Origin of the sequence: Streptomyces sp. NPDC093221 (assembly GCF_044753885.1) — a bacterium.
Classification (GTDB): Bacteria; Actinomycetota; Actinomycetes; order Streptomycetales; family Streptomycetaceae; genus Actinacidiphila.
Map to the genome: position 1 here is coordinate 36,406 of NZ_JBIVOA010000002.1, position 18,776 is coordinate 55,181.

An 18,776-nucleotide genomic window follows, 5' to 3' on the forward strand; every position below is an offset into this window, starting at 1 on the left:
GGCTACGCCTCCTCGTCGTTCTCGTCGTTCTCGTCGTCTTCGTGTACGTCTTCGTCTTCGTCGTGCACGTCGTCCTGTACGCCGTCGTCTTCGTGTACGTCGTCACCGGCCGCGTTCTTGCGGTTGAACTCGACCTCCACGCGGGCCTTCTCGATCTCGGCGAAGTCCGCGCGGGCGGGCTTGGGCTTGCGGCCCTTGACGCCGGGGACCTCCAGGTCGAGACCCGCGTCGTCCACCGTCATGATCCGCGCGATCAGCTCGCCGCGCTCCTTGAGCTGGAGCTTCACCAGCCGGCCGCTGTTGCGCCGGAAGTGCCGGGGCTCGGTCAGCGGCCGGTCGGTGCCCGGCGAGGTGACCTCCAGGACGTACTCCGCGTCGCCCATCGCGTCCGAGGCGTCCAGCGCCTGCGAGATCTCCCGGCTCAGCGCCGCGACCGCGTCGAGCTGCACGCCCTCGTCCGAGTCCACGACGACCAGCAACTGCCGCCGCTTGCCCGCGGCCGTCACCGTGACCTCTTCCAGATCCAGTCCCGTCCTCACGACGAGCGGCTCAAGCAGCCCGCGCAGCCTCTCGCTCTGGGTGGTGCTCATCCGGGTGACTCCTCGGCCGCGTGTGCTGTTGTGGTGGAAGGTCGCGTGTAAAGGAGAGATTACCCGAGTTTCCACACGTCGCCGCGCCATCGCGGGCCGCCGGGAGGCGGCGCCGAGCGCCCTCCCGCGCACCCTTACACTCGCCCAATGATCCCGGACGTGCCTCGGCTCAGCAGGCGGAGTGTGGTGGCGGTGGCGGCCGTTGTCGTCAGTGCCGGGTGTTCCGGAGGTGGTGGAACAGCGGGCGCGGACGGGGCCGGACACAAGGCCACGCTGCCCGAACCGGGCGAACTGGCGCTGCGCCAGGCGGTCCGCGACAGCGCGGCGTTGCTGGCGCGGTACGACGCGGTGGCCGCCGCGTATCCGGCGCTCGCCGGTCGGCTGGCGCCGCTGCGGGCCGAAGTGGCCCTGCACGTGGGCGCGTTCGGCGGCCGGGCGGCGCCCGTACCGACCGGCTCGCCGTCCCCCGGCGCGACGTCCGCCGCGACCCCCGCCTCCTCGCCGTCCGCTCCCCCGGCCTCCTCGCCGTCCGCGGCCCTGAAGTCCCTGGCGGACGAGGAGCGGCGGCTCGCCGACAGCCGGGCGACGGCGCTGCTCAATGTGCCGGGCGAGACGGCCCGGCTGTTCGCGTCGGTGGCGGCGGCGGGCGCCGGGCACGTGGCGCTGCTCGGGACGAAGGGGGCGGTGCGATGAGCGCGGTGCTGGACGCGGCGCAGGCGGCGCTGGCCGCCGAGCACGCGGCGGTGTACGGCTACGGGGTCGTGGGCGGCCTGGTCGGCGGGAGCCGCCGGCCCGAGGCGCGGCAGGCGTACGACGCGCACCGCGCGCGGCGGGACGTGCTGGGCCGTACCGTCCGCGATCTGGGCGGAGTGCCGGTGACGGCGGCGGCGGGTTACCAGCTGCCGTTCCCGGTGGCGGACGCGGCGGCGGCGCTGCGGCTGGCGGCGTATCTGGAGGAGCGGGTGGCGGGCGCCTACGGCGACGTGGTGCGGTCCGCGATCGGGGACATCAGGCGGGACGCGGCGGGCGCGATGCGCGAGGCGGCGGTGCGTGCCGTGCGGTGGCGCGGCGGCAGCGTAGCCTTCCCGGGGTTGGCGGAACGGAGCTGATCACCGTTCCCCGCCGCACACGACACGGAGGGAACGCACAGGGATGGCTTCAGCAGCGCACCACGGGGGGCCGGAAGGCGTACGGCTGGAGCCGCCGGAGCGGCTGGTCCGCACCGTCGGGGCCTGGGAGGGCGAGGCGGGCCGGGTGTGGCTGGCCGAACTCCCCGACCGGGTGGCGCGGTTCCTGGAGCGGTGGGGGCTGACCGTCGAGCGGGTCTTCGCGGCCGGGGGCCAGATCAGCATGATCGTGCTGGTCCGCACCGCGGACGGGGTGCCGGCGGTGCTGAAGGTCGGCATGGTCACGCGGGAGACCGAGCACGAGCACGCGGCGCTCGCGCACTGGGACGGGCGGGGCGCCGTACGCCTCCTCGACGCCGATCCCGGCGAGGGGGCGATGCTGCTGGAGCGGCTTCAGGCGGATGTGTCGCTGCGGTCGCTCGCCGAGCCCAAGGCGATGCTGGAGGCCGCCGGGGTTCTTCAGCGGCTCTGGGTGCCGCCGGCCGAGGGGCATCCCTTCACGTCGGTCGCCGACTACACCGGTGCGTTGGTGGCGCTGCTGCGCGAGCGGCGGGAGCGGCCTTGGGCGGCCGAGGCGGTCGGGCTCGTCGACGAGGCGCTGTCGGTGCACGCGGAGCTGGTCGCCTCGGGCGCCGAGGAGGTGCTGCTGCACGGGGATTATCACCACGGCAATGTGCTGGCCGGGGAGCGGATGGCGTGGCTGGCCATCGACCCGAAGCCGCTGGTCGGTGAGCGGGCCTACGATCTCGCCTGGCTGGTCCGTGACCGGCTACCGACCCTGGCCGCCCAGCCCGGTTCCCGGGCCGCGGCCCGGCGGCGGCTCGCCAAGCTCGCCGCCTCTCTTGAGGTCGAGCCCGAGCGCCTTCGCGGCTGGGCCCTCTTCCGTGCCGTCGAGGCCGGCGTCTGGTACCTCTCCGTCGGCGACCGCGAAGCCGCCGAGCTCCTCCTCGAATTCGCCTCCTGGCTCTAGCCCCCCGCCCCTCCCCGCAAGTCCTCAATCGCCGGACGGGCTGAGTCGGGGGGGGGTGGGGCTGATCGCGCAAGGAGCCGCCTTTCCAGGGGTGCGGGGACCGGCGCGACCGCCGACCGCACGGCTCGTGCCCCGAAGGGGCGCGGGGAACTGCGCGACCAGCCACGGCGATGGCGCGCCGACCGCACGGCGGGGTCGAGCCCTAACTGGGCGATCAGCCACGGCGGCGAGCCGTCAGTGGGGGGTGGTGAGGAGGGCGAGGGCTTCGGGGAGGGGGAGCTCTCGGCGGGTGCCGGTGCGGCGGTCCTTGAGCTCGACGACGGCGTCGCGGGCGCGGCGGCCGGCGATGAGGAGGGTGGGGACGCCGATGAGCTCGGCGTCGGTGAATTTGACGCCGGGCGAGAGGGAGGGCCGGTCGTCGAGGAGGACCCGCAGTCCCGCGGCGTGCAGCGCGGCGGCGGCCTCCTCCGCGAGAGCGGTCTGTTCGGCCTTGCCCGCGGCGATGACGTGGACGTCGGCGGGGGCGACCTCGGCGGGCCAGCACAGCCCCGCGTCGTCGGCGGTCTGTTCGGCGAGGGCGGCGACGGCGCGCGAGACGCCGATGCCGTAGCAGCCCATGGTGACGCGCACGGGCTTGCCGTCGCGCCCGAGGACGTCGAGCTGGAAGATGTCGGAGTATTTGCGGCCGAGCTGGAAGATGTGGCCGATCTCGATGGCCCGGTCGAGGCGGAGCCCGGTGCCGCACCGGGGGCAGGGGTCACCGGCGCGGACGGTGACCACGTCGAGGTAGCGGTCGACGGTGAAGTCCCGGCCGCAGACGACGTTGGCGGCGTGCCTGCCGGGCTTGTTGGCGCCGGTGACCCACGCGGTGCCGGGGGCGATCCGGGGATCGGCGAGGTAGCGGACGCCCAGGCCCTGGGGGCCGACGTAGCCGCGTACGAGATCGGGCCGGTCGGCGAAGTCCTCGGCGGTGACGAGTGCGACGGCTGCGGGCGCGAGGTGTTCCGCGAGCTTGCCGAGGTCCACCTCGCGGTCGCCGGGGACGCCGACCGCGGTGATCTCGCCGTCCACCGTGACCAGCAGGTTCTTGAGTGTGGCGGAGGCGGGCACGCCGAGGCGGGCGGCGAGCGATTCGATGGTGGGGGTGTCGGGGGTGTCCAGCTCCTCGACGGGGCCGTGCTCAGCGGCAGCCGCGTCACCGGGCGCGGCCGTGAAGGTGACCGCCTCCGTATTGGCGGCGTAGTCGCAGGCGGGGCAGTCCGCGAAGGTGTCCTCGCCCGCGGCGGCGGGCGCCAGGAACTCCTCGGAGGCGGAGCCGCCCATGGCGCCGGAGACGGCGGAGACGACGCGGAAGTCGAAGCCGAGGCGTTCGAAGATCCGGATGTACGCCTGCCGGTGCAGCCGGTACGACGCCGCGAGCCCTTCGTCGTCGGTGTCGAAGGAGTACGCGTCCTTCATCTGGAACTCGCGGCCCCGCAGCACGCCCGAGCGGGGCCTGGCCTCGTCGCGGTACTTGGTCTGGATCTGGAAGAGGGTCAGGGGCAGGTCCTTGTAGGACGTGCACTGGTCCTTCACGATCTGCGTGAAGACCTCCTCGTGGGTGGGGCCGAGCACATAGTCGGCGCCCTTGCGGTCGGTGAGCCGGAAGAGCAGGTCGCCGTACTCGTCGGCGCGTCCGGTGGCCGCGTACTGCTCGCGGGGCAGGAGCGCGGGCAGCAGCACCTCCTGGCCGCCGATCGCCTCCATCTCCTCGCGTACGACGCGGGCGACGTTGTCCAGGACGCGTTTGCCGAGCGGCAGCCAGGTCCACATCCCGGCGGACGAGCGGCGCACGTATCCGGCGCGGACCAGCAGCTTGTGGCTGGCGGTCTCCGCGTCGGCCGGGGCGTCGCGCAGCGTCTTGAGCATCAGCCGGGACATGCGCAGGACCATGGCGTTCTCCGTGAAGGTCGGGGGTGCGGCGAGGGTAACCGGGCCGCCGGGCGCCCGCACAACCCTTTTCCCCCACACGCGCCCGCCCCGCGCCGCGCTCTACCGCAGCAGCGGCAGCGGCGCGCCCATCACGGCGTAGGGGCGGGCGGCGCTCGGGAAGTGCACCGGGCGGGCCAGGTCCTGGTACCCGAGGGCGTGGTAGAGGCGGCGGGCGGGGCTGTCGCCGTCGATCGCGGAGAGGATGCTGCGCGGCTCGGTGGCGGTGTCGGTGATCTCGGTGATCAGGCGGCGGCCGACCCGGTGGCCCTGGAAGTCGGGCAGCACGTGCAGTTCGGTGATGACGAAGGAGTCGTCGAGCCAGCCGTCGGTGCCGCGCTGCCGCAGGTACGGCTGGACGACGCTCGACCACCAGTGGCCGCGGTCGTTGGGCAGCCCGTAGACGAAGCCGACCAGCCGTCCGTCGTCGGTCTGCGCGCCGAGGGCCCGCGCACCGGGGTAGTTGAGGTGCCGGAGCACGATCTGCCGCCGGATGGCGACCTCGCCGGGGCCGAGCCCGAAGGCGAGCGCCTGTACGGCGAGGGCTTCGTCGACCCGCGCGCCGAGGTCGACAGGTCCGACCACCACGTTCTCCATGGGCCGGGACACTACCCCCAGCGCCCGCGGCCTTCGAGCGCGGTCAGAACAACACACTCATGAACGCGCCGACTTCGGAGAATCCGACCCGCTGGTAGGCGGCCCGCGCGGGGGCGTTGAAGTCGTTGACGTAGAGGCTGGCGACCGGGGCGACATCGCGCAGGGCGTAGTGCAGGACGGCGGCCATGCCGGTCTCCGACAGGCCCTTGCCGCGGTGTTCGGGGGCGACCCAGACGCCCTGGATCTGGCAGGTGTGCCGGGTGACGGCGCCGATCTCGGCCTTGAAGACGACCCGGCCGTCCTCGATGCGGGCGAAGGCCCGTCCGGTGGAGACCAGTTCGGCGACGCGGGCCTGGTAGAGCAGGCCGCCGTCGCCCGCGAGCGGGGAGACGCCGACCTCCTCGGTGAACATGGCCACGCACGCGGGCATGATCACGTCCATCTCGTCACGCCGGACGCGGCGGACCAGCGGGTCGGGCGTGATGTCGGCGGGCAGCGCGCGGGTGGTCATCAGCGGCTGGTGGGAGCGGACCTCGCGGGCCGGGCCCCAGTGGGGTTCGAGGAGCGCCCACAGGTCGGCGGTGGGTTCCGCGGGGCCGACGATCGAGGAGCAGCGGCGGCCGGCCCGGCGGGCGCGCTCGGCGAAGGCGCGGATGGCCTCGGGGGTGGCGCACAGCGGTACGAGGTTGGCGCCCGCGTAACAGAGCGAGGTGAGTCTGCCGCCGCTGTACCAGCCCCACATCTCGCCGCCGAGCCGCCAGGGGTCGAGCCCGGCGACATTGACCCGGGAGGTGACGAAGGCGTTGGCCACCGGGTCGCGGTTGAGTACGGCGAGGGCGGCGTCGAGATCGCCCGGTTCGAGGACCTTGGCAGTCGATGTGGTCAACACGTGGGTGCCTCACCGTACGGGCCGCAGCAGGCTTGGCTTGAGCAGCAGGCTTGGGATGATCTGCGCACTTTACCGCGCGGGGCCGTGCCGCGCCCCGCGTCCGGCCACCGGTGGGCGGCGGGCGCGGGGCTCGGGCGTGGCCCGGCGGCCGGTCGCGCGGGCTGCTCGGCAGTCAGGAGACGCTCACCTGCGGTTCGCCTGACGTGGTGCCGTCGGCCTCCATCTGCTCGGCGAGTTTCATCGCCTCTTCGATCAGCGTCTCGACGATCTTCGACTCCGGCACGGTCTTGATGACCTCACCCTTGACGAAGATCTGACCCTTGCCATTGCCCGACGCCACACCGAGGTCGGCCTCACGGGCCTCACCCGGACCGTTGACGACACAGCCCATCACCGCGACCCGCAGCGGGACCTCCATACCGTCAAGACCCGCCGACACCTGATCCGCCAGCTTGTACACATCCACCTGCGCACGCCCGCACGACGGACACGACACGATCTCCAGCCGCCGCTGCCGCAGATTCAACGACTCCAGAATCTGGATACCGACCTTGACCTCCTCCGCCGGAGGAGCCGACAACGACACCCGGATCGTGTCCCCGATACCCTCCGACAGCAGAGCGCCGAACGCCACAGCGGACTTGATCGTCCCCTGGAACGCCGGACCCGCCTCCGTCACACCCAGGTGGAGGGGGTAGTCCGACTGCGCGGCCAGCAGCCGGTAGGCGTTGACCATCACCACCGGGTCGTTGTGCTTCACCGAGATCTTGATGTCCCGGAAGCCGTGCTCCTCGAACAGCGACGCCTCCCACAGCGCGGACTCCACCAGCGCCTCAGGCGTCGCCTTCCCGTACTTCTTCAGCAGCCGCGCGTCCAGCGACCCCGCGTTCACACCGATCCGGATCGGCGTCCCCGCGTCCGAAGCCGCCCGCGCGATCTCCTTGACCTTGTCGTCGAACTGCTTGATGTTCCCCGGATTCACCCGAACCGCCGCACACCCGGCATCGATCGCCGCGAACACGTACTTCGGCTGAAAATGAATGTCCGCGATCACCGGAATCTGCGACTTCTTCGCGATCGTCGCCAACGCGTCGGCGTCATCCTGCGTCGGACACGCCACCCGCACGATCTGACAGCCCGAAGCCGTCAGCTCCGCGATCTGCTGAAGAGTGGCACCGATGTCAGAGGTACGGGTCGTCGTCATCGACTGGACGGAAACAGGCGCGTCCCCGCCCACCGGGACCGACCCGACCTGGATCTGACGGCTCTTGCGGCGTTCGGCGAGCTTGATCGGAACATCTGGCATCCCGAGCGAAATCGCGGTCATTGCGTGGCATCCCCAAGGTGTGGATCGAGGTCCCGCGTGGGCGGGCTCCGATAACCGAGGTTACGGCACCCCGCCCACGACCCACACGCCCCTCATCCCATTACGAACTCAGTTTGACGGGGTTGACCACGTCGGCGATCAGGACAAGCAAGGTGAAGGACACAAAGATTCCGGCCACGACATAGGCGATCGGCATGAGCTTGGCGACGTCGAAGGGGCCGGGGTCCGGCTTGCGGAAGACCTTGGCGGCCTTGCGCCGGACGGACTCCCACAGCGCGCCCGCGATGTGGCCGCCGTCCAGCGGCAGCAGCGGGAGCATGTTGAACAGGAACAGCGAGAGGTTGAAGCCGCCGACGAGCATGACCATGGTCATGACGCGGTTGATGGCGGGCTCCTGGAGCGCGAAGACCTCGCCGCCGACGCGGGCGGCGCCGACGACGCCCATCGGGGAGTCCGGCTTGCGCTGCGCGCCGTTGAAGGCCGCGTTCCACAGGTCGGGAATCCGCTTGGGCAGGCTGATCAGAGAATTCACGCCCTGTTTGGCCATGTCGCCCATGTGGTTCACGGAATCGGTGAAGCCCAGCGGCTGGATGTGGCTGGCCGGGCTGAAGCCGAGGAAGCCCGCTTTGACCGTGCCGTCCACGTAGTTGCCGTCGCTGTCGGTCTTGGCGACGGTGTTGGTGGTGATCGTGGGGTGCAGGGTGAGCCGCTGTCCGTCGCGGACCACGACGACGCTGGCCGGGCCGATACCGTCGCGGATGTCCTTGGACAGGGCGTTCCAGTCGCCGACCGGGTGGCCGTTGAACTCCACGATCTTGTCGCCGGCCTTGAAGCCCGCGGTCTTGGCGGGCGCGACCGGGTCGGAGGGCAGGCACGGGTTGTTCACGTCGCGCTTGGCGGTGTCCGCCTGCGAGATCACACAGTCGCTGACCTGGCTGACCACGGTGGTGCGCATGCTGATGCCGAAGCCCATGAACACGCCGAGGAACAGCGCGACGGCCAGGATCAGGTTCATGAACGGTCCGGCGAACATCACGATGACGCGCTTCCACGGCTTGCGCGTGTAGAACATCCGCGTCTCGTCGCCGGGCTGGAGCTCCTCGTACGCCGCCGAGCGGGCGTCCTCGATCATGCTGCGCCACGGCGAGGTCGACCGGGCGGAGACCTTGCCGTCCGCCCCCGGCGGGAACATCCCGATCATGCGGATGTAGCCGCCGAGCGGCACGGCCTTGAAGCCGTACTCGGTCTCGCCCTTGTGCCGGGACCAGATCGTCGGGCCGAAGCCGACCATGTACTGCGGCACGCGGATCTTGAAGAGCTTGGCCGTGGAGAGGTGGCCCAGCTCGTGCCAGGCGATGGAGACCATCAGGCCCACGGCGAAGACCACTATGCCGAGGACCGTCATGAGAGCGGTCATACGCCTGCTGCCTCCGATGTCGACGCGCTCGTGTTCACGTTCCCGTTCACGTCCGCACTCCCGTTGTTCCCGTTCACGTTCGCGAGTTCCCTGGCACGGGCACGGGCCCACGCCTCCGCTTCGAGGACGTCCTCGACGGTCAGTCGAGTTCCCGTCCCGGGCACGCCGTGTTCCTCGACGACCTTCGCGACGGTGTCCACGATCCCGGTGAACGGCAGCCGGCCGGCGAGGAAGGCGTCGACGCACTCCTCGTTGGCCGCGTTGAACACCGCGGGTGCGGTGCCTCCGAGGCTACCCACATGTCGCGCCAATGCGACGGACGGGAACGCGTCGTCGTCGAGCGGGAAGAATTCCCATGTCGAGGCTTTCGACCAGTCGAAGGCGGGCGCGGCGTCCGGGACCCGGTCCGGCCAGCCGAGACCCAGCGCGATCGGCATCCGCATGTCGGGCGGGCTGGCCTGGGCGAGCGTCGATCCGTCCACGAATTCCACCATCGAGTGAATGTAGGACTGGGGGTGGACGACGACCTCGATCCGCTCGAACGGGATGTCGTAGAGCAGGTGCGCCTCGATGACCTCAAGGCCCTTGTTGACCAGGGTCGCGGAGTTGATGGTGATCACCGGGCCCATGTCCCAGGTGGGGTGCGCGAGGGCGTCGGCGGGCTTGACGTCGGCCAGCTCCTCGCGGGTACGGCCGCGGAAGGGGCCGCCGGAGGCGGTGACGACGAGCTTGCGGACCTCGGCGCGGCTGCCGCCGAGCATCGCCTGGAAGAGCGCGGAGTGCTCGGAGTCGACGGGCACGATCTGGCCGGGCTTCGCGACGGCCTTCACCAGGGGGCCGCCGACGATCAGCGACTCCTTGTTGGCGAGGATCAGCACGCGGTCGGCCTCCAGCGCCGCCAGCGTGGGCCGCAGGCCGATCGAGCCGGTGATGCCGTTGAGCACGGCGTGGCACTCCAGGGTCGCGGCCTGGGTGGCGGCTTCCGGGCCGACCAGCAGCTCCGGCCCGTTGCCGGGGCCGAAGTGCCTGGTCAGGGCCTGTCGCAGCGGCTCCACGGCGGCCTCGTCCGCGACCGCGACCGTATGCACCTGAAGCTGGTGCGCCTGTTCGGCGAGCAGTTCCGCGCGGCTGCCCGCGGCGGAGATGGCCACGACGCGGAAGCGGTCCGGGTTGCGGAGCACCACGTCGATGGCCTGGGTGCCGACAGAGCCGGTCGAGCCGAGGATCACGATGTCCCGTCGGCCGCCGGCCGCCGCCTCTCCGGTCGTGTACGGGCGGTAGTGCGGGTCTGCGAGAGCGTCCGTCATGGGGCCATTCTGTCCTGCCGTGGCGGCTGTCAGTGCACCGGTCGGCGGACGTTGTCCGCCCGCGACGGGCCGGGCTCGGCCTCCGCGATCCACGGGCCCTCGCGGCTGGCGTCGACGATTCCGGCTTCCAGCCAGGTGAGGTCGCCGTTGAGCACGGAGCGGGTGAGGCGGCGGTCGGTGCTGTCGGTGTTGGTCCACAGCCGGGCGAACAGCTCCTCGGTGCGGATGCGCGACTGGTGGCAGAAGGCGTCGGCCAGACGGCGGGCCTCCCGGCCGTGGTCGCCGGTCGCGGCCAGGTGCTGGGCGCGGACGCAGGCGGCGCTCATCGCGAAGAGTTCCGCGCCGATGTCGACGATCCGGGCGAGGAAGTTCTGCTTGGTCTCCATCCGGCCCTGCCAGCGCGACATCGCGTAGAAGGTGCAGCGGGCCAGCTTGCGCGCGCTGCGCTCCACGTACCGCAGGTGTCCGGCGAGCGGCCCGAATTCGGCGTACGCGTGCGGGAGCTGGCCCGGGCCCGCGACGAGTTTGGGCAGCCAGCGGGCGTAGAAGCCGCCGGCCTTGGCGCCCGCCTTGGCCTTGTCGCCCAGGGTGGTGTCGGGGTCGATGAGGTCGCCCGCCACGGACAGGTGGGCGTCGACGGCCTCGCGGGCGATCAGCAGGTGCATGATCTCGGTGGAGCCCTCGAAGATCCGGTTGATCCGCAGGTCACGGAGCATCTGCTCGGCCGGGACGGCGCGCTCGCCGCGGGCGGCCAGCGAGTCGGCGGTCTCGAAGCCGCGCCCGCCGCGGATCTGCACCAGTTCGTCGGCCATCAGCCAGGCGGCCTCCGAGCCGAAGAGCTTGGCCAGCGCGGCCTCGATCCGGATGTCGTTGCGGTCCTCGTCCGCCATCTGGGACGACAGGTCCAGTACGGCTTCGAGCGCGAACGTGGTGGCGGCGATGTACGCGATCTTCGCGCCGACGGCCTCGTGCTCGGCGATCGGCTTGCCCCACTGCTCACGGGCGGCCGACCACTCGCGGGCGATCTTCAGGCACCACTTGCCCGCGCCCGCGCACATGGCGGGCAGCGACAGGCGGCCGGTGTTCAGGGTGGTCAGCGCGATCTTCAGGCCCGCGCCCTCGGCGCCGATCCGGTTCGCTGCCGGGACCCGGACCTGGTGGAAGCGGGTGACGCCGTTCTCCAGACCGCGCAGGCCCATGAAGGCGTTGCGGTTCTCCACAGTGATGCCCGCGGAGTCGGCCTCCACGACGAAGGCGGTGATGCCGCCCCTGTGGTCCTCGTAGGTGTCGGCGCCGCCGTCCGGCTTCGGCACCCGGGCCATGACGACGAGCAGGTCCGCGATGACGCCGTTGGTGGTCCACAGCTTCACGCCGTCGAGTACGTAGTCGTCGCCGTCGCGGACCGCGCTGGTGGCCAGCCGCGCCGGGTCGGAGCCGACATCGGGCTCGGTGAGCAGGAAGGCGCTGATGTCGGTACGGGCGCAGCGCGGCAGGAACTTCTCCTTCTGCTCCCGCGTGCCGAACATCTTCAGCGGCTGCGGTACGCCGATCGACTGATGGGCCGACAGCAGCGCACCGATCGCGGGGCTCGCGGAACCGGCGAGGGCCAGCGCCTTGTTGTAGTACACCTGGGTGAGGCCGAGGCCGCCGTACGCGGTGTCGATCTTCATCCCGAAGGCGCCGATTTCCTTCAGGCCCGCGATCGTCTCGTCGGGAATCCGCGCCTCGCGCTCGATCCTGGCGCCGTCGACCTTCGTCTCGCAGAAGCCCTTGAGCAGGTCGAGGAACGCCTCGCCCTTCTCCACCGCCTCGGCCGCGGGCAGCGGGTGGGGGTGGATCAGGTCGAGGCGGAAGCGGCCGAGGAACAGTTCCTTGGCGAAGCTGGGCTTGCGCCAGTCCTGTTCTCTGGCGGCCTCCGCCACCTGACGTGCTTCGCGCTCCGAGACCTTGCGTGCGGTGGGTGCGGACACGGTTGCGTCACCTCCGGGTAGCCGGTTACCAACCGGTGCTACTTGTCCGTACTACCCGAATCCGGCCGACCCGACCATCCGCGGCGCGAGGTCGGCCGAATCCCTCGGGCCCCGGAGGCCGGTGCCTGGAGGTCCCGTGTCTGGAGGTCCCGTGTCTGGAGGTCCTGTGTTTAAAGGTCCAGGCCGGTGAGGACCAGCACGCGCTCGTACGTGTAGTCGTCCATCGCGTACTTGACGCCTTCGCGCCCGGTGCCGGAGTCCTTCACACCGCCGTACGGCATCTGGTCGGCGCGGTAGGAGGGCGCGTCGCCGATGATGACGCCGCCGACCTCCAGCTCGCGGTGGGCGCGGAAGGCGGCCTGGAGGTCGTGGGTGAACACGCCGCTCTGGAGGCCGAAGCGGGAGTCGTTGACGGCGGCGAAAGCCTCGTCGGTGCCGTTCACCCGGTGCAGCGACAGGACGGGGCCGAATGCCTCGGCCGAGGCGAGGACGGCGTCGGCGGGCAGGTCGGCCAGGACGGTCGGGGCGTAGCTCGCGCCGTCCCGCACCCCGCCGGTCAACAGCTTGGCGCCCTTGCCGACGGCGTCGTCGACCCAGGAGGCGACGCGCTCGGCGGCGGCCTCGCTGACCAGCGGACCGACGTCGGTCGCGTCGTCGCCGGGGTCGCCGACCGCCTGCGCGCGCACCTTGGCGACGATCTTCTCGGCGAGCGCGTCGTAGACGGCGGTGTCGGCGATGACGCGCTGCACCGAGATGCAGGACTGGCCCGCCTGGTAGTTGGCGAAGGTGGCGATCCGGCTCGCCGCCCAGTCCAGGTCGGCCTCGGACGACCAGTCGGCGAGGACGACGGCGGCGGCGTTGCCACCGAGTTCGAGGGTGACGTGCTTGCGCGGCACGGAGTCCATGATCTGGTAGCCGACGGTGTCGGAGCCGGTGAAGGAGATCACCGGCAGCCGCGGGTCCTGGACCAGCGAGGACATCCGGTCGTTCGCCACCGGCAGCACGCTCCAGGCGCCCTCGGGCAGGCCGGTGGTCTCGGCGAGGAGTTCGCCGAGCAGCAGCGCGGACAGCGGGGTCGCGGGGGCGGGCTTGAGGATGATCGGCGTGCCGACCGCGATGGCCGGTGCGATCTTGTGGGCCACCAGGTTGAGCGGGAAGTTGAACGGCGCGATGCCCAGCACCGGGCCGCGGCTGAAGCGGCGGGTCAGCGCGAGCCGCCCGACGCCGCCGGCGTCGGTGTCCAGCCGCTGCGCCTCGCCGCTGTTGAAGCGGCGGGCCTCCTCCGCGGCCCAGCGGAAGACGGACACGGCGCGGCCGACCTCGCCGCGCGACCACTTCATCGGCTTGCCGTTCTCCGCCGTGATCAGCCGGGCGACCTCCTCCGACCGCTCCGCGAGCCGCTTCGACACGTGGTCGAGCGCCGCCGCGCGCACATGGGCGGGCGTCGCCGAGAACGCGTCCTGCGCCGCCGCTGCCGCCGCCACCGCCTCCTCGACCTGCGCGTCCGTCGGCACGCTCACCCGGCCGACCGCCGCGCCGTCCCACGGGCTGGTCACATCGAAGGTGTCCGTACCGGTGGCCTCACGGCCCGCCAGCCAGAACGCGTACGCGGCTGCGCCTGTCGTTGTCACGGTGGGTCCCGCCCTTCAGAAGTTCGATTGTGCTGCCGTCCCGTCTCTCACGGTAGGCGCGCCCGCGGACACCGCACGTTGTCCACGACGTAGTACGTGCCCACTGACGCGCGCCGTAATGGCCGGAATGGCCCGGCGCTGCGAGGGGGCCCTTCTTCCGGGGACCGCCGGGGCCCCGCCGGCGGCCGGTCGGGGCGTACCGGACGGGGTGTACCGGACGGCGTCCGGTGGGGCGTCGGTGCCGGGGGAAGGCGGGGCCGGACTTACGTGGACCGCCTGGGGCCCGGCGGCGGTCGGTGGACCGCCGGTGCCGGGGACGGCAGGGGCCGGGCTTACGGGGACCGGCCGCGTTCGTCAGCGGCCCGGCGGGGCGACCGGAAGCCTTCCGGCGGCGGCTGGCGAGCCTCCGGCCCGGGGCCGCGCGGCCGGACGGCGTCGGGTACGGCCCCAGGAGGGCCGGGGTACGGCCGGGGTACGGCCGGGGTACGGCCGGTCGGCGGCAGCGGCTTCGGTCGGGGGGGCAGGTGGGGAAAGCCGCACGGCGTGCCCTCGGGCGCCTCTATCCTGCTGGCGGGACGGGGAGGGAACGCCATGACGGAGACCGTGACGATCGACCTGGGCGACGGCTCGACGGTGGAGGCCGAGGTCATCGGCGACCTCACCTTCCGGCAGCCCGGTGAGGCCGCCTCCGGCGCGGGCGGCGCCGACGCGTACGGCGACGTCGGTGTCGACGTCGGCCGCCGCGCCGCCGCGCTGGGCTCGGCCGTCGCCCTGAGCCTCGGCCAGGTGCGCGACACCGTCCGCAGTGTCGGCCGCTGGGCGGCCGAAACGGTGACGGAGGGCGGCGCCGCCGGTTCCCCCGACGCCTTCGAGGTCGAATTCGGCCTCAATCTGGCCGTGAAGTCCGGCCAGCTCTTCGGGATCATCGCGGAGGCGGGCAGCGAGGCCAGCCTGACCGTACGGCTCTCCTGGGACCTGGCGGCGCGCAGAGCCCGCGCGGAAGCGGCCGAGGCGGCCGTGGCGGCTGGGGCGGCTGAAGCGGCTGGGGCGGCCGTCACGGCGATGGTCGGAGCCGCCGCGGACGGGACCTCCCCGGCCGGGGACACGGGCTCCGGGTCCGGCGGACAGCCGTGAGCGCTGGGGCCGTCGCCTGGTGGGGCGCCGGGCCGCTGGGCGGCGAGGCGCACTTACGCGCGGTGTGGCTGGAGATCGGCGGGACCTTCCGGGGCAGCGGCTTCCTCGTACGGGACGGGCTCGTCGTCACGGCCGCGCACGTGGTGGCCGGAGCGGCCGGAATCGTCGTACGTCACCCGTCCGGCGGTGGTCCCGTGGCGGCGGACGGCGTACGGGCGGTGCCTCCGCACAGCGACGGCGGGCGCTTCCACCCGTATCCGGACCTGGCGCTGCTGACCGTGGCCGGGTGGTCCGGGCACCCCGTCGCGTCGCTCGCGGCCAGCGACCCCGAGCCGGGCACCGAGGTGACGGCGCTCGGCTACTCGGAGTTCACCCCCTCCCCCGGTGTCCAGCCGGACTCGCTCGCGCTGCGCACAGGAGCCAGGTCAGGCGACTTCTTCCGGGTGCTGGGCGACGGCGTCCGCGAGGGCTTCAGCGGCAGCATGCTGCTCGACCGGGCCGGTCTCGTGGTCGGTGTGGTGAAGGGCAGCCGCTCGTACCGGGACGACCGGGGCGGCTGGTGCACCCCGGTCTCAGCCCTGCGCGGCCTCCTCGGTATCGCCGACGCCCCGGCCGGCTCCGCCGCGACGGCCGCCGCGCCCGGCCCGCCGCCCACCGACATGGAACTGGTCGACGCCCTGCTGGCGTTCCCCTCTCTGGGACGCGCGGACAACCGCTACGACCTGCTCGACCGGATGGGCGACCACCTCGGCCTGCCGTACTCCTTCGAGGTGGAGGAGCGGCCGGGCCGCCGGGACCACCTCTTCCGGCTGGTGCTGAGCTGCCGCCGGTTCCGGGACGAGGGGGCCGCGTGGCGCGCCCTGTTCACGGCGATGGAGGAGATCGTGCCGGACGACCGGGCCCTGGAGCGGCTGCGCGACCTGGTCGGGCGGGCGATCGGCGGCTGGGGGGACGCGTAGCGCGATGGGTTCCGTGGAGGGGAAGTGGACGGCGAAGCGCCTGCTGGGCAAGGTGGGCAGGGCCGGGGACGGTCCCGGTCCGGCGGCCGACGGGGGTCCGTGGCCGGTCGGCGCGGCCGAGCTGCTGGGTGAACTGCTGGAGGACTTCCCGCAGTTGTCCCGGCACGGCGACCGGCTCGACCTGCTCCAGCGGATGGACGAGGCGGCGGAGCGCCACGAGCCGCGACCGTACGGTCCGGGCGGCGTGCGGGGCGCGCGCCGGGCCCGCTTCCGGCTCGACGTCCGCGAGGAGTTCGTCGCCCGCGCCCACCTGCGCAATCTCGTCGGCGCGATCGAGACCCGCCCCGACCCCGACGCGGCACTGGACGCGCTGCGGGCGGCGCTGCGCGGTCAGGCGCCGTACGACAAGGCCCTGCCGTGGCTGGAGTTGGCCGTCCTGGGCCTGACCGGTGCGGCGCCCCTGCCGCCCGACGCCTCGCTCACCGTCCTCACCGCGCTGCGCGCGGACCTCCCGCATCTCCCCTCCCCCGCCCAGCTCGCGCGCCATGTCCCGCACGGCGCGCCCGGCACCGCGCTGCTCACCGGCCGCGAGACCCTGCCGGAGATCCTGGTGCGCCTGTCCGATCTGCGGGGCGGGGGCCCCGGCGGCGACGCGGGCCGGGCGGTACCGCTGCTGCGCTTCCTCGGCTCCGTCACGGCCGACACCGACCTTGCCGCGTACGCCCGTTGGGCGGCGCTGCGCGACCTGCTCGGCGCGCTGGGCGGCGGCCGGGCCGGGGACACCGGGACGGCCGGCGGCGGAGCGGAGAGCCCGGAGGCCGCCGACCGGCTGATCGTGCAGATCCGCGTCGAGGCCGCGGGCCCCGAGCATGTCGAGGACGGCAGCTACGAACTGCGCGGCGCCTACTACCGGCAGGCCGTGCACGGCGGCCCGCTGCGCCGGGTGGCGGCGCTGCCGCCCAGCGAGCCCTTCCGCCGCAGCGAGCTGACCGGCGCGGGCAGCGCGCGGATGTCGGCGTGGACGGAACTGGCCCGCGAGGTCCGCGGCGCGGGCGGCGGTGTCCGGGTCGAATTCCTGCTGCCCGAGGCCCTGTTGGGGTACAGCGCCGAGCTGTGGTCGGCCGGGCCGACCCGTACCCCGCTCGGCCAGCACCACCCCGTCGTCGTACGGTCCCTGGAGCGGTACACCGACTCCTGGGTCATCGGCGCGTGGCGGCAGCGCTGGCAGCATCTGCGCCGGGACCCACAGCGAGCGGCGGCGAGCCCGCTCGGCGGCGGGAACGGCGACACGGCCGGAACCGGGGCTCGGGAGGCGGACCCGGCGGACGACGCGCTCGGCAGGATCTCCTGGCCCCGGCTGCACGGGCGGTCCGCCGCGACTGAGCTGACCGAATCCCTCGTACGGCAGCCCGAGTTGGCCTGCCTCGGCCTGACCGTGCCGTACGACCGGCTCTCGGCGCACCTGCTCGCGGCCGTGAAGGACGCGCTGTACACCGAGGGCGTGCCCGTCATGCTGTGGCGGCGCGACCCCGGCGACCCGCGCGAGCTGGTGACGGCGCTGCGCGCCCACCCCCCGGCCCGGCTGCTCGACCTGCCGGAGACCGTGCACCGCTGCCGCAAGTACGGCAGGACGGCGGGCGCCGACGACGTGCGGAACAACATCACGCTGCTCTGGGACGACCCGGACAGCGTGGACGCCGACCAGGACACGCCGTACGCGGGGATGGCCTGACATGCGGACGACGCGCACAGGACGCACAGGACGCAGAGGACAAGGAGCGGTGCGGTGACGGCGAACGGCGACGACTGGTGGGTGTACCGGGGTACCGGCACCCCGCACGACGGCATCGACGGCCTGCCGGAGGCCCCCGCCTGGCGGGCCTTCGGCACCGAGTACGGCGACCCCGGCGAACTGCCCCCGCCGCCCGCCGACGGCACGGGACCGGGCGCGGACGGCGCGACCGCCCGGCGGCTCGGCCGCGACCGCCAGGCCGTCGCCTATCAGGCCGACCGGCGCGAGGTGCAGCTCGTCAACCTGGCCCTGCACCTGCGCCGCCCCCTGCTCATCACGGGCAAGCCGGGAGTCGGCAAGTCGACACTCGCCTACGCGGTCGCCCACGAACTGCGCCTCGGTCCCGTGCTGCGCTGGCCGATCACCAGCCGCGCCACCTTGCGCGACGGCCTGTACGCGTACGACGCGATCGGCCGTCTGCACGACGCGGGCTTGGGACGCGGTCCGGCGGGGAGCACGGGCGGCGCGGGGAGAGACGGCACCGGGGGCGGCACCGGCAGGGAGGAGCCGCCGCCCGTCGGCCGCTATCTGCGGCTCGGTCCCCTCGGCACGGCGCTGCTGCCCTGGCGGCACCCGCGGGTGCTGCTCATCGACGAGATCGACAAGAGTGATCTCGATCTGCCCAATGACCTGCTGAACGTCTTCGAGGAAGGCGAATTCGGGATTCCGGAACTCGCCCGGCTGGGGCCGGGTGATCAGGAAGTCATGACCGCGGACGGTGCGCGGACGGCCACCGTCACTGGCGGGACGGTGCGCTGTGCTCAGTTCCCCTTCACCGTCTTGACGAGCAACGCCGAGCGGGAGTTCCCGGCCGCGTTCCTGCGTCGCTGCGTCCGGCTGGAGATCCAGCCGCCGGACGCGGACCGGCTCGCCGCGATGGTCACCGCGCACCTGGGACCCGGCGCCCCCGGCGCGGCGGCCGAACGCGCCGCGGTCATCGCGGAGTTCCTGCGCCGCCAGCGCGAGGAGGGCGCGGAGCTCGCCAACGACCAGCTCCTGAACGCCCTGTTGATGGCCGACCGCGGCCTGTGGTCGGGCCGGCAGGACCGCGAGTTCATCGAGAGCGTCCTCCTCCGCCCCCTCAACGAGTCCTGACCC

General features: G+C 72.8%; 16 protein-coding genes. 7 read left to right on the forward strand and 9 right to left on the reverse strand.

Annotation, left to right across the window (positions count from 1 at the left end; translation table 11 throughout):
* Positions 1-2: 2 nt before the first annotated feature.
* Positions 3-590, reverse strand: a complete 588-nt coding sequence (rimP, locus tag ACIQCJ_RS06325; RefSeq protein ID WP_402710875.1) for a ribosome maturation factor RimP — start codon at positions 588-590, stop codon at positions 3-5.
* A gap of 147 nt (positions 591-737) precedes the next feature.
* On the opposite strand from rimP, the gene ACIQCJ_RS06330 reads away from it, so the two are divergent.
* The 3 genes from ACIQCJ_RS06330 to ACIQCJ_RS06340 are packed head-to-tail and all read left to right on the forward strand — an operon-like array spanning position 738 to position 2,687.
* On the forward strand, positions 738-1,283 hold the full coding sequence (locus tag ACIQCJ_RS06330; RefSeq protein ID WP_402710876.1) for a hypothetical protein: 546 nt from the start codon (positions 738-740) through the stop codon (positions 1,281-1,283).
* On the forward strand, positions 1,280-1,699 hold the full coding sequence (locus ACIQCJ_RS06335) for a ferritin-like domain-containing protein (protein ID WP_355350320.1): 420 nt from the start codon (positions 1,280-1,282) through the stop codon (positions 1,697-1,699). Before ACIQCJ_RS06330 ends, ACIQCJ_RS06335 begins: the two co-directional genes overlap by 4 nt.
* Before the next feature lie 43 nt (positions 1,700-1,742).
* Positions 1,743-2,687: an aminoglycoside phosphotransferase family protein gene (locus ACIQCJ_RS06340; protein ID WP_355350323.1), complete on the forward strand. Its 945-nt coding sequence runs from the start codon at positions 1,743-1,745 to the stop codon at positions 2,685-2,687.
* A gap of 234 nt (positions 2,688-2,921) precedes the next feature.
* Here the strand turns inward: ACIQCJ_RS06340 and ACIQCJ_RS06345 are convergent, their stop codons facing one another.
* The 8 genes from ACIQCJ_RS06345 to ACIQCJ_RS06380 all read right to left on the reverse strand — a co-directional run bounded on the left by ACIQCJ_RS06345 (position 2,922) and on the right by ACIQCJ_RS06380 (position 13,793).
* Positions 2,922-4,619, reverse strand: coding sequence for a proline--tRNA ligase (locus ACIQCJ_RS06345; RefSeq protein ID WP_402710877.1), 1,698 nt, complete (start codon positions 4,617-4,619; stop codon positions 2,922-2,924).
* 99 nt (positions 4,620-4,718) lie between these two features.
* Positions 4,719-5,252, reverse strand: coding sequence for a GNAT family N-acetyltransferase (locus ACIQCJ_RS06350; RefSeq protein ID WP_355350329.1), 534 nt, complete (start codon positions 5,250-5,252; stop codon positions 4,719-4,721).
* Between the two features lie 43 nt (positions 5,253-5,295).
* On the reverse strand, positions 5,296-6,141 hold the full coding sequence (locus ACIQCJ_RS06355; RefSeq protein ID WP_401306076.1) for a GNAT family N-acetyltransferase: 846 nt from the start codon (positions 6,139-6,141) through the stop codon (positions 5,296-5,298).
* Positions 6,142-6,313: 172 nt separating this feature from the next.
* A complete protein-coding gene (gene ispG, locus ACIQCJ_RS06360; RefSeq protein WP_402710878.1) occupies positions 6,314-7,468 on the reverse strand; it encodes a flavodoxin-dependent (E)-4-hydroxy-3-methylbut-2-enyl-diphosphate synthase in 1,155 nt (384 codons plus the stop codon).
* 100 nt (positions 7,469-7,568) lie between these two features.
* A complete protein-coding gene (locus ACIQCJ_RS06365) occupies positions 7,569-8,885 on the reverse strand; it encodes a site-2 protease family protein (protein ID WP_391050317.1) in 1,317 nt (438 codons plus the stop codon).
* Positions 8,882-10,192 carry a 1-deoxy-D-xylulose-5-phosphate reductoisomerase gene (gene dxr, locus ACIQCJ_RS06370; RefSeq protein WP_355346589.1) on the reverse strand — a complete coding sequence of 437 codons (1,311 nt, stop codon included), beginning with the start codon at positions 10,190-10,192 and terminating at the stop codon, positions 8,882-8,884. Before dxr ends, ACIQCJ_RS06365 begins: the two co-directional genes overlap by 4 nt.
* A gap of 29 nt (positions 10,193-10,221) precedes the next feature.
* Positions 10,222-12,162, reverse strand: coding sequence for an acyl-CoA dehydrogenase family protein (locus ACIQCJ_RS06375; RefSeq protein WP_391050318.1), 1,941 nt, complete (start codon positions 12,160-12,162; stop codon positions 10,222-10,224).
* A gap of 170 nt (positions 12,163-12,332) precedes the next feature.
* Positions 12,333-13,793: an aldehyde dehydrogenase family protein gene (locus ACIQCJ_RS06380; RefSeq protein WP_391050319.1), complete on the reverse strand. Its 1,461-nt coding sequence runs from the start codon at positions 13,791-13,793 to the stop codon at positions 12,333-12,335.
* Positions 13,794-14,384: 591 nt separating this feature from the next.
* Between ACIQCJ_RS06380 and ACIQCJ_RS06385 the strand changes: the two genes are divergently transcribed.
* From ACIQCJ_RS06385 to ACIQCJ_RS06400, 4 genes are read left to right on the forward strand one after another with little or no spacing between them, the layout of a single operon-like run.
* Positions 14,385-14,927, forward strand: coding sequence for a CU044_2847 family protein (locus tag ACIQCJ_RS06385; RefSeq protein ID WP_402710879.1), 543 nt, complete (start codon positions 14,385-14,387; stop codon positions 14,925-14,927).
* Complete coding sequence (locus ACIQCJ_RS06390; RefSeq protein WP_355346577.1) at positions 14,924-15,886, forward strand: trypsin-like peptidase domain-containing protein; 963 nt, start codon at positions 14,924-14,926, stop codon at positions 15,884-15,886. Before ACIQCJ_RS06385 ends, ACIQCJ_RS06390 begins: the two co-directional genes overlap by 4 nt.
* 4 nt (positions 15,887-15,890) lie before the next feature.
* Positions 15,891-17,618, forward strand: coding sequence for a hypothetical protein (locus ACIQCJ_RS06395; RefSeq protein WP_402710880.1), 1,728 nt, complete (start codon positions 15,891-15,893; stop codon positions 17,616-17,618).
* A 54-nt stretch (positions 17,619-17,672) separates the two neighbouring features.
* Positions 17,673-18,773 carry a MoxR family ATPase gene (locus tag ACIQCJ_RS06400; protein ID WP_355346571.1) on the forward strand — a complete coding sequence of 367 codons (1,101 nt, stop codon included), beginning with the start codon at positions 17,673-17,675 and terminating at the stop codon, positions 18,771-18,773.
* The last annotated feature ends 3 nt before the right edge of the window (positions 18,774-18,776 follow it).

What these genes read in the sequence shown, in the direction of transcription:
- rimP (WP_402710875.1), bottom strand. Translation starts at nt 590, where the DNA reads ATGAGCACCACCCAGAGCGAGAGGCTGCGCGGGCTGCTTGAGCCGCTC.
- ACIQCJ_RS06330 (WP_402710876.1), top strand. Translation starts at nt 738, where the DNA reads ATGATCCCGGACGTGCCTCGGCTCAGCAGGCGGAGTGTGGTGGCGGTG.
- ACIQCJ_RS06335 (WP_355350320.1), top strand. Translation starts at nt 1,280, where the DNA reads ATGAGCGCGGTGCTGGACGCGGCGCAGGCGGCGCTGGCCGCCGAGCAC.
- ACIQCJ_RS06340 (WP_355350323.1), top strand. Translation starts at nt 1,743, where the DNA reads ATGGCTTCAGCAGCGCACCACGGGGGGCCGGAAGGCGTACGGCTGGAG.
- ACIQCJ_RS06345 (WP_402710877.1), bottom strand. Translation starts at nt 4,619, where the DNA reads ATGGTCCTGCGCATGTCCCGGCTGATGCTCAAGACGCTGCGCGACGCC.
- ACIQCJ_RS06350 (WP_355350329.1), bottom strand. Translation starts at nt 5,252, where the DNA reads ATGGAGAACGTGGTGGTCGGACCTGTCGACCTCGGCGCGCGGGTCGAC.
- ispG (WP_402710878.1), bottom strand. Translation starts at nt 7,468, where the DNA reads ATGACCGCGATTTCGCTCGGGATGCCAGATGTTCCGATCAAGCTCGCC.
- ACIQCJ_RS06365 (WP_391050317.1), bottom strand. Translation starts at nt 8,885, where the DNA reads ATGACCGCTCTCATGACGGTCCTCGGCATAGTGGTCTTCGCCGTGGGC.
- dxr (WP_355346589.1), bottom strand. Translation starts at nt 10,192, where the DNA reads ATGACGGACGCTCTCGCAGACCCGCACTACCGCCCGTACACGACCGGA.
- ACIQCJ_RS06385 (WP_402710879.1), top strand. Translation starts at nt 14,385, where the DNA reads ATGACGGAGACCGTGACGATCGACCTGGGCGACGGCTCGACGGTGGAG.
- ACIQCJ_RS06395 (WP_402710880.1), top strand. Translation starts at nt 15,891, where the DNA reads ATGGGTTCCGTGGAGGGGAAGTGGACGGCGAAGCGCCTGCTGGGCAAG.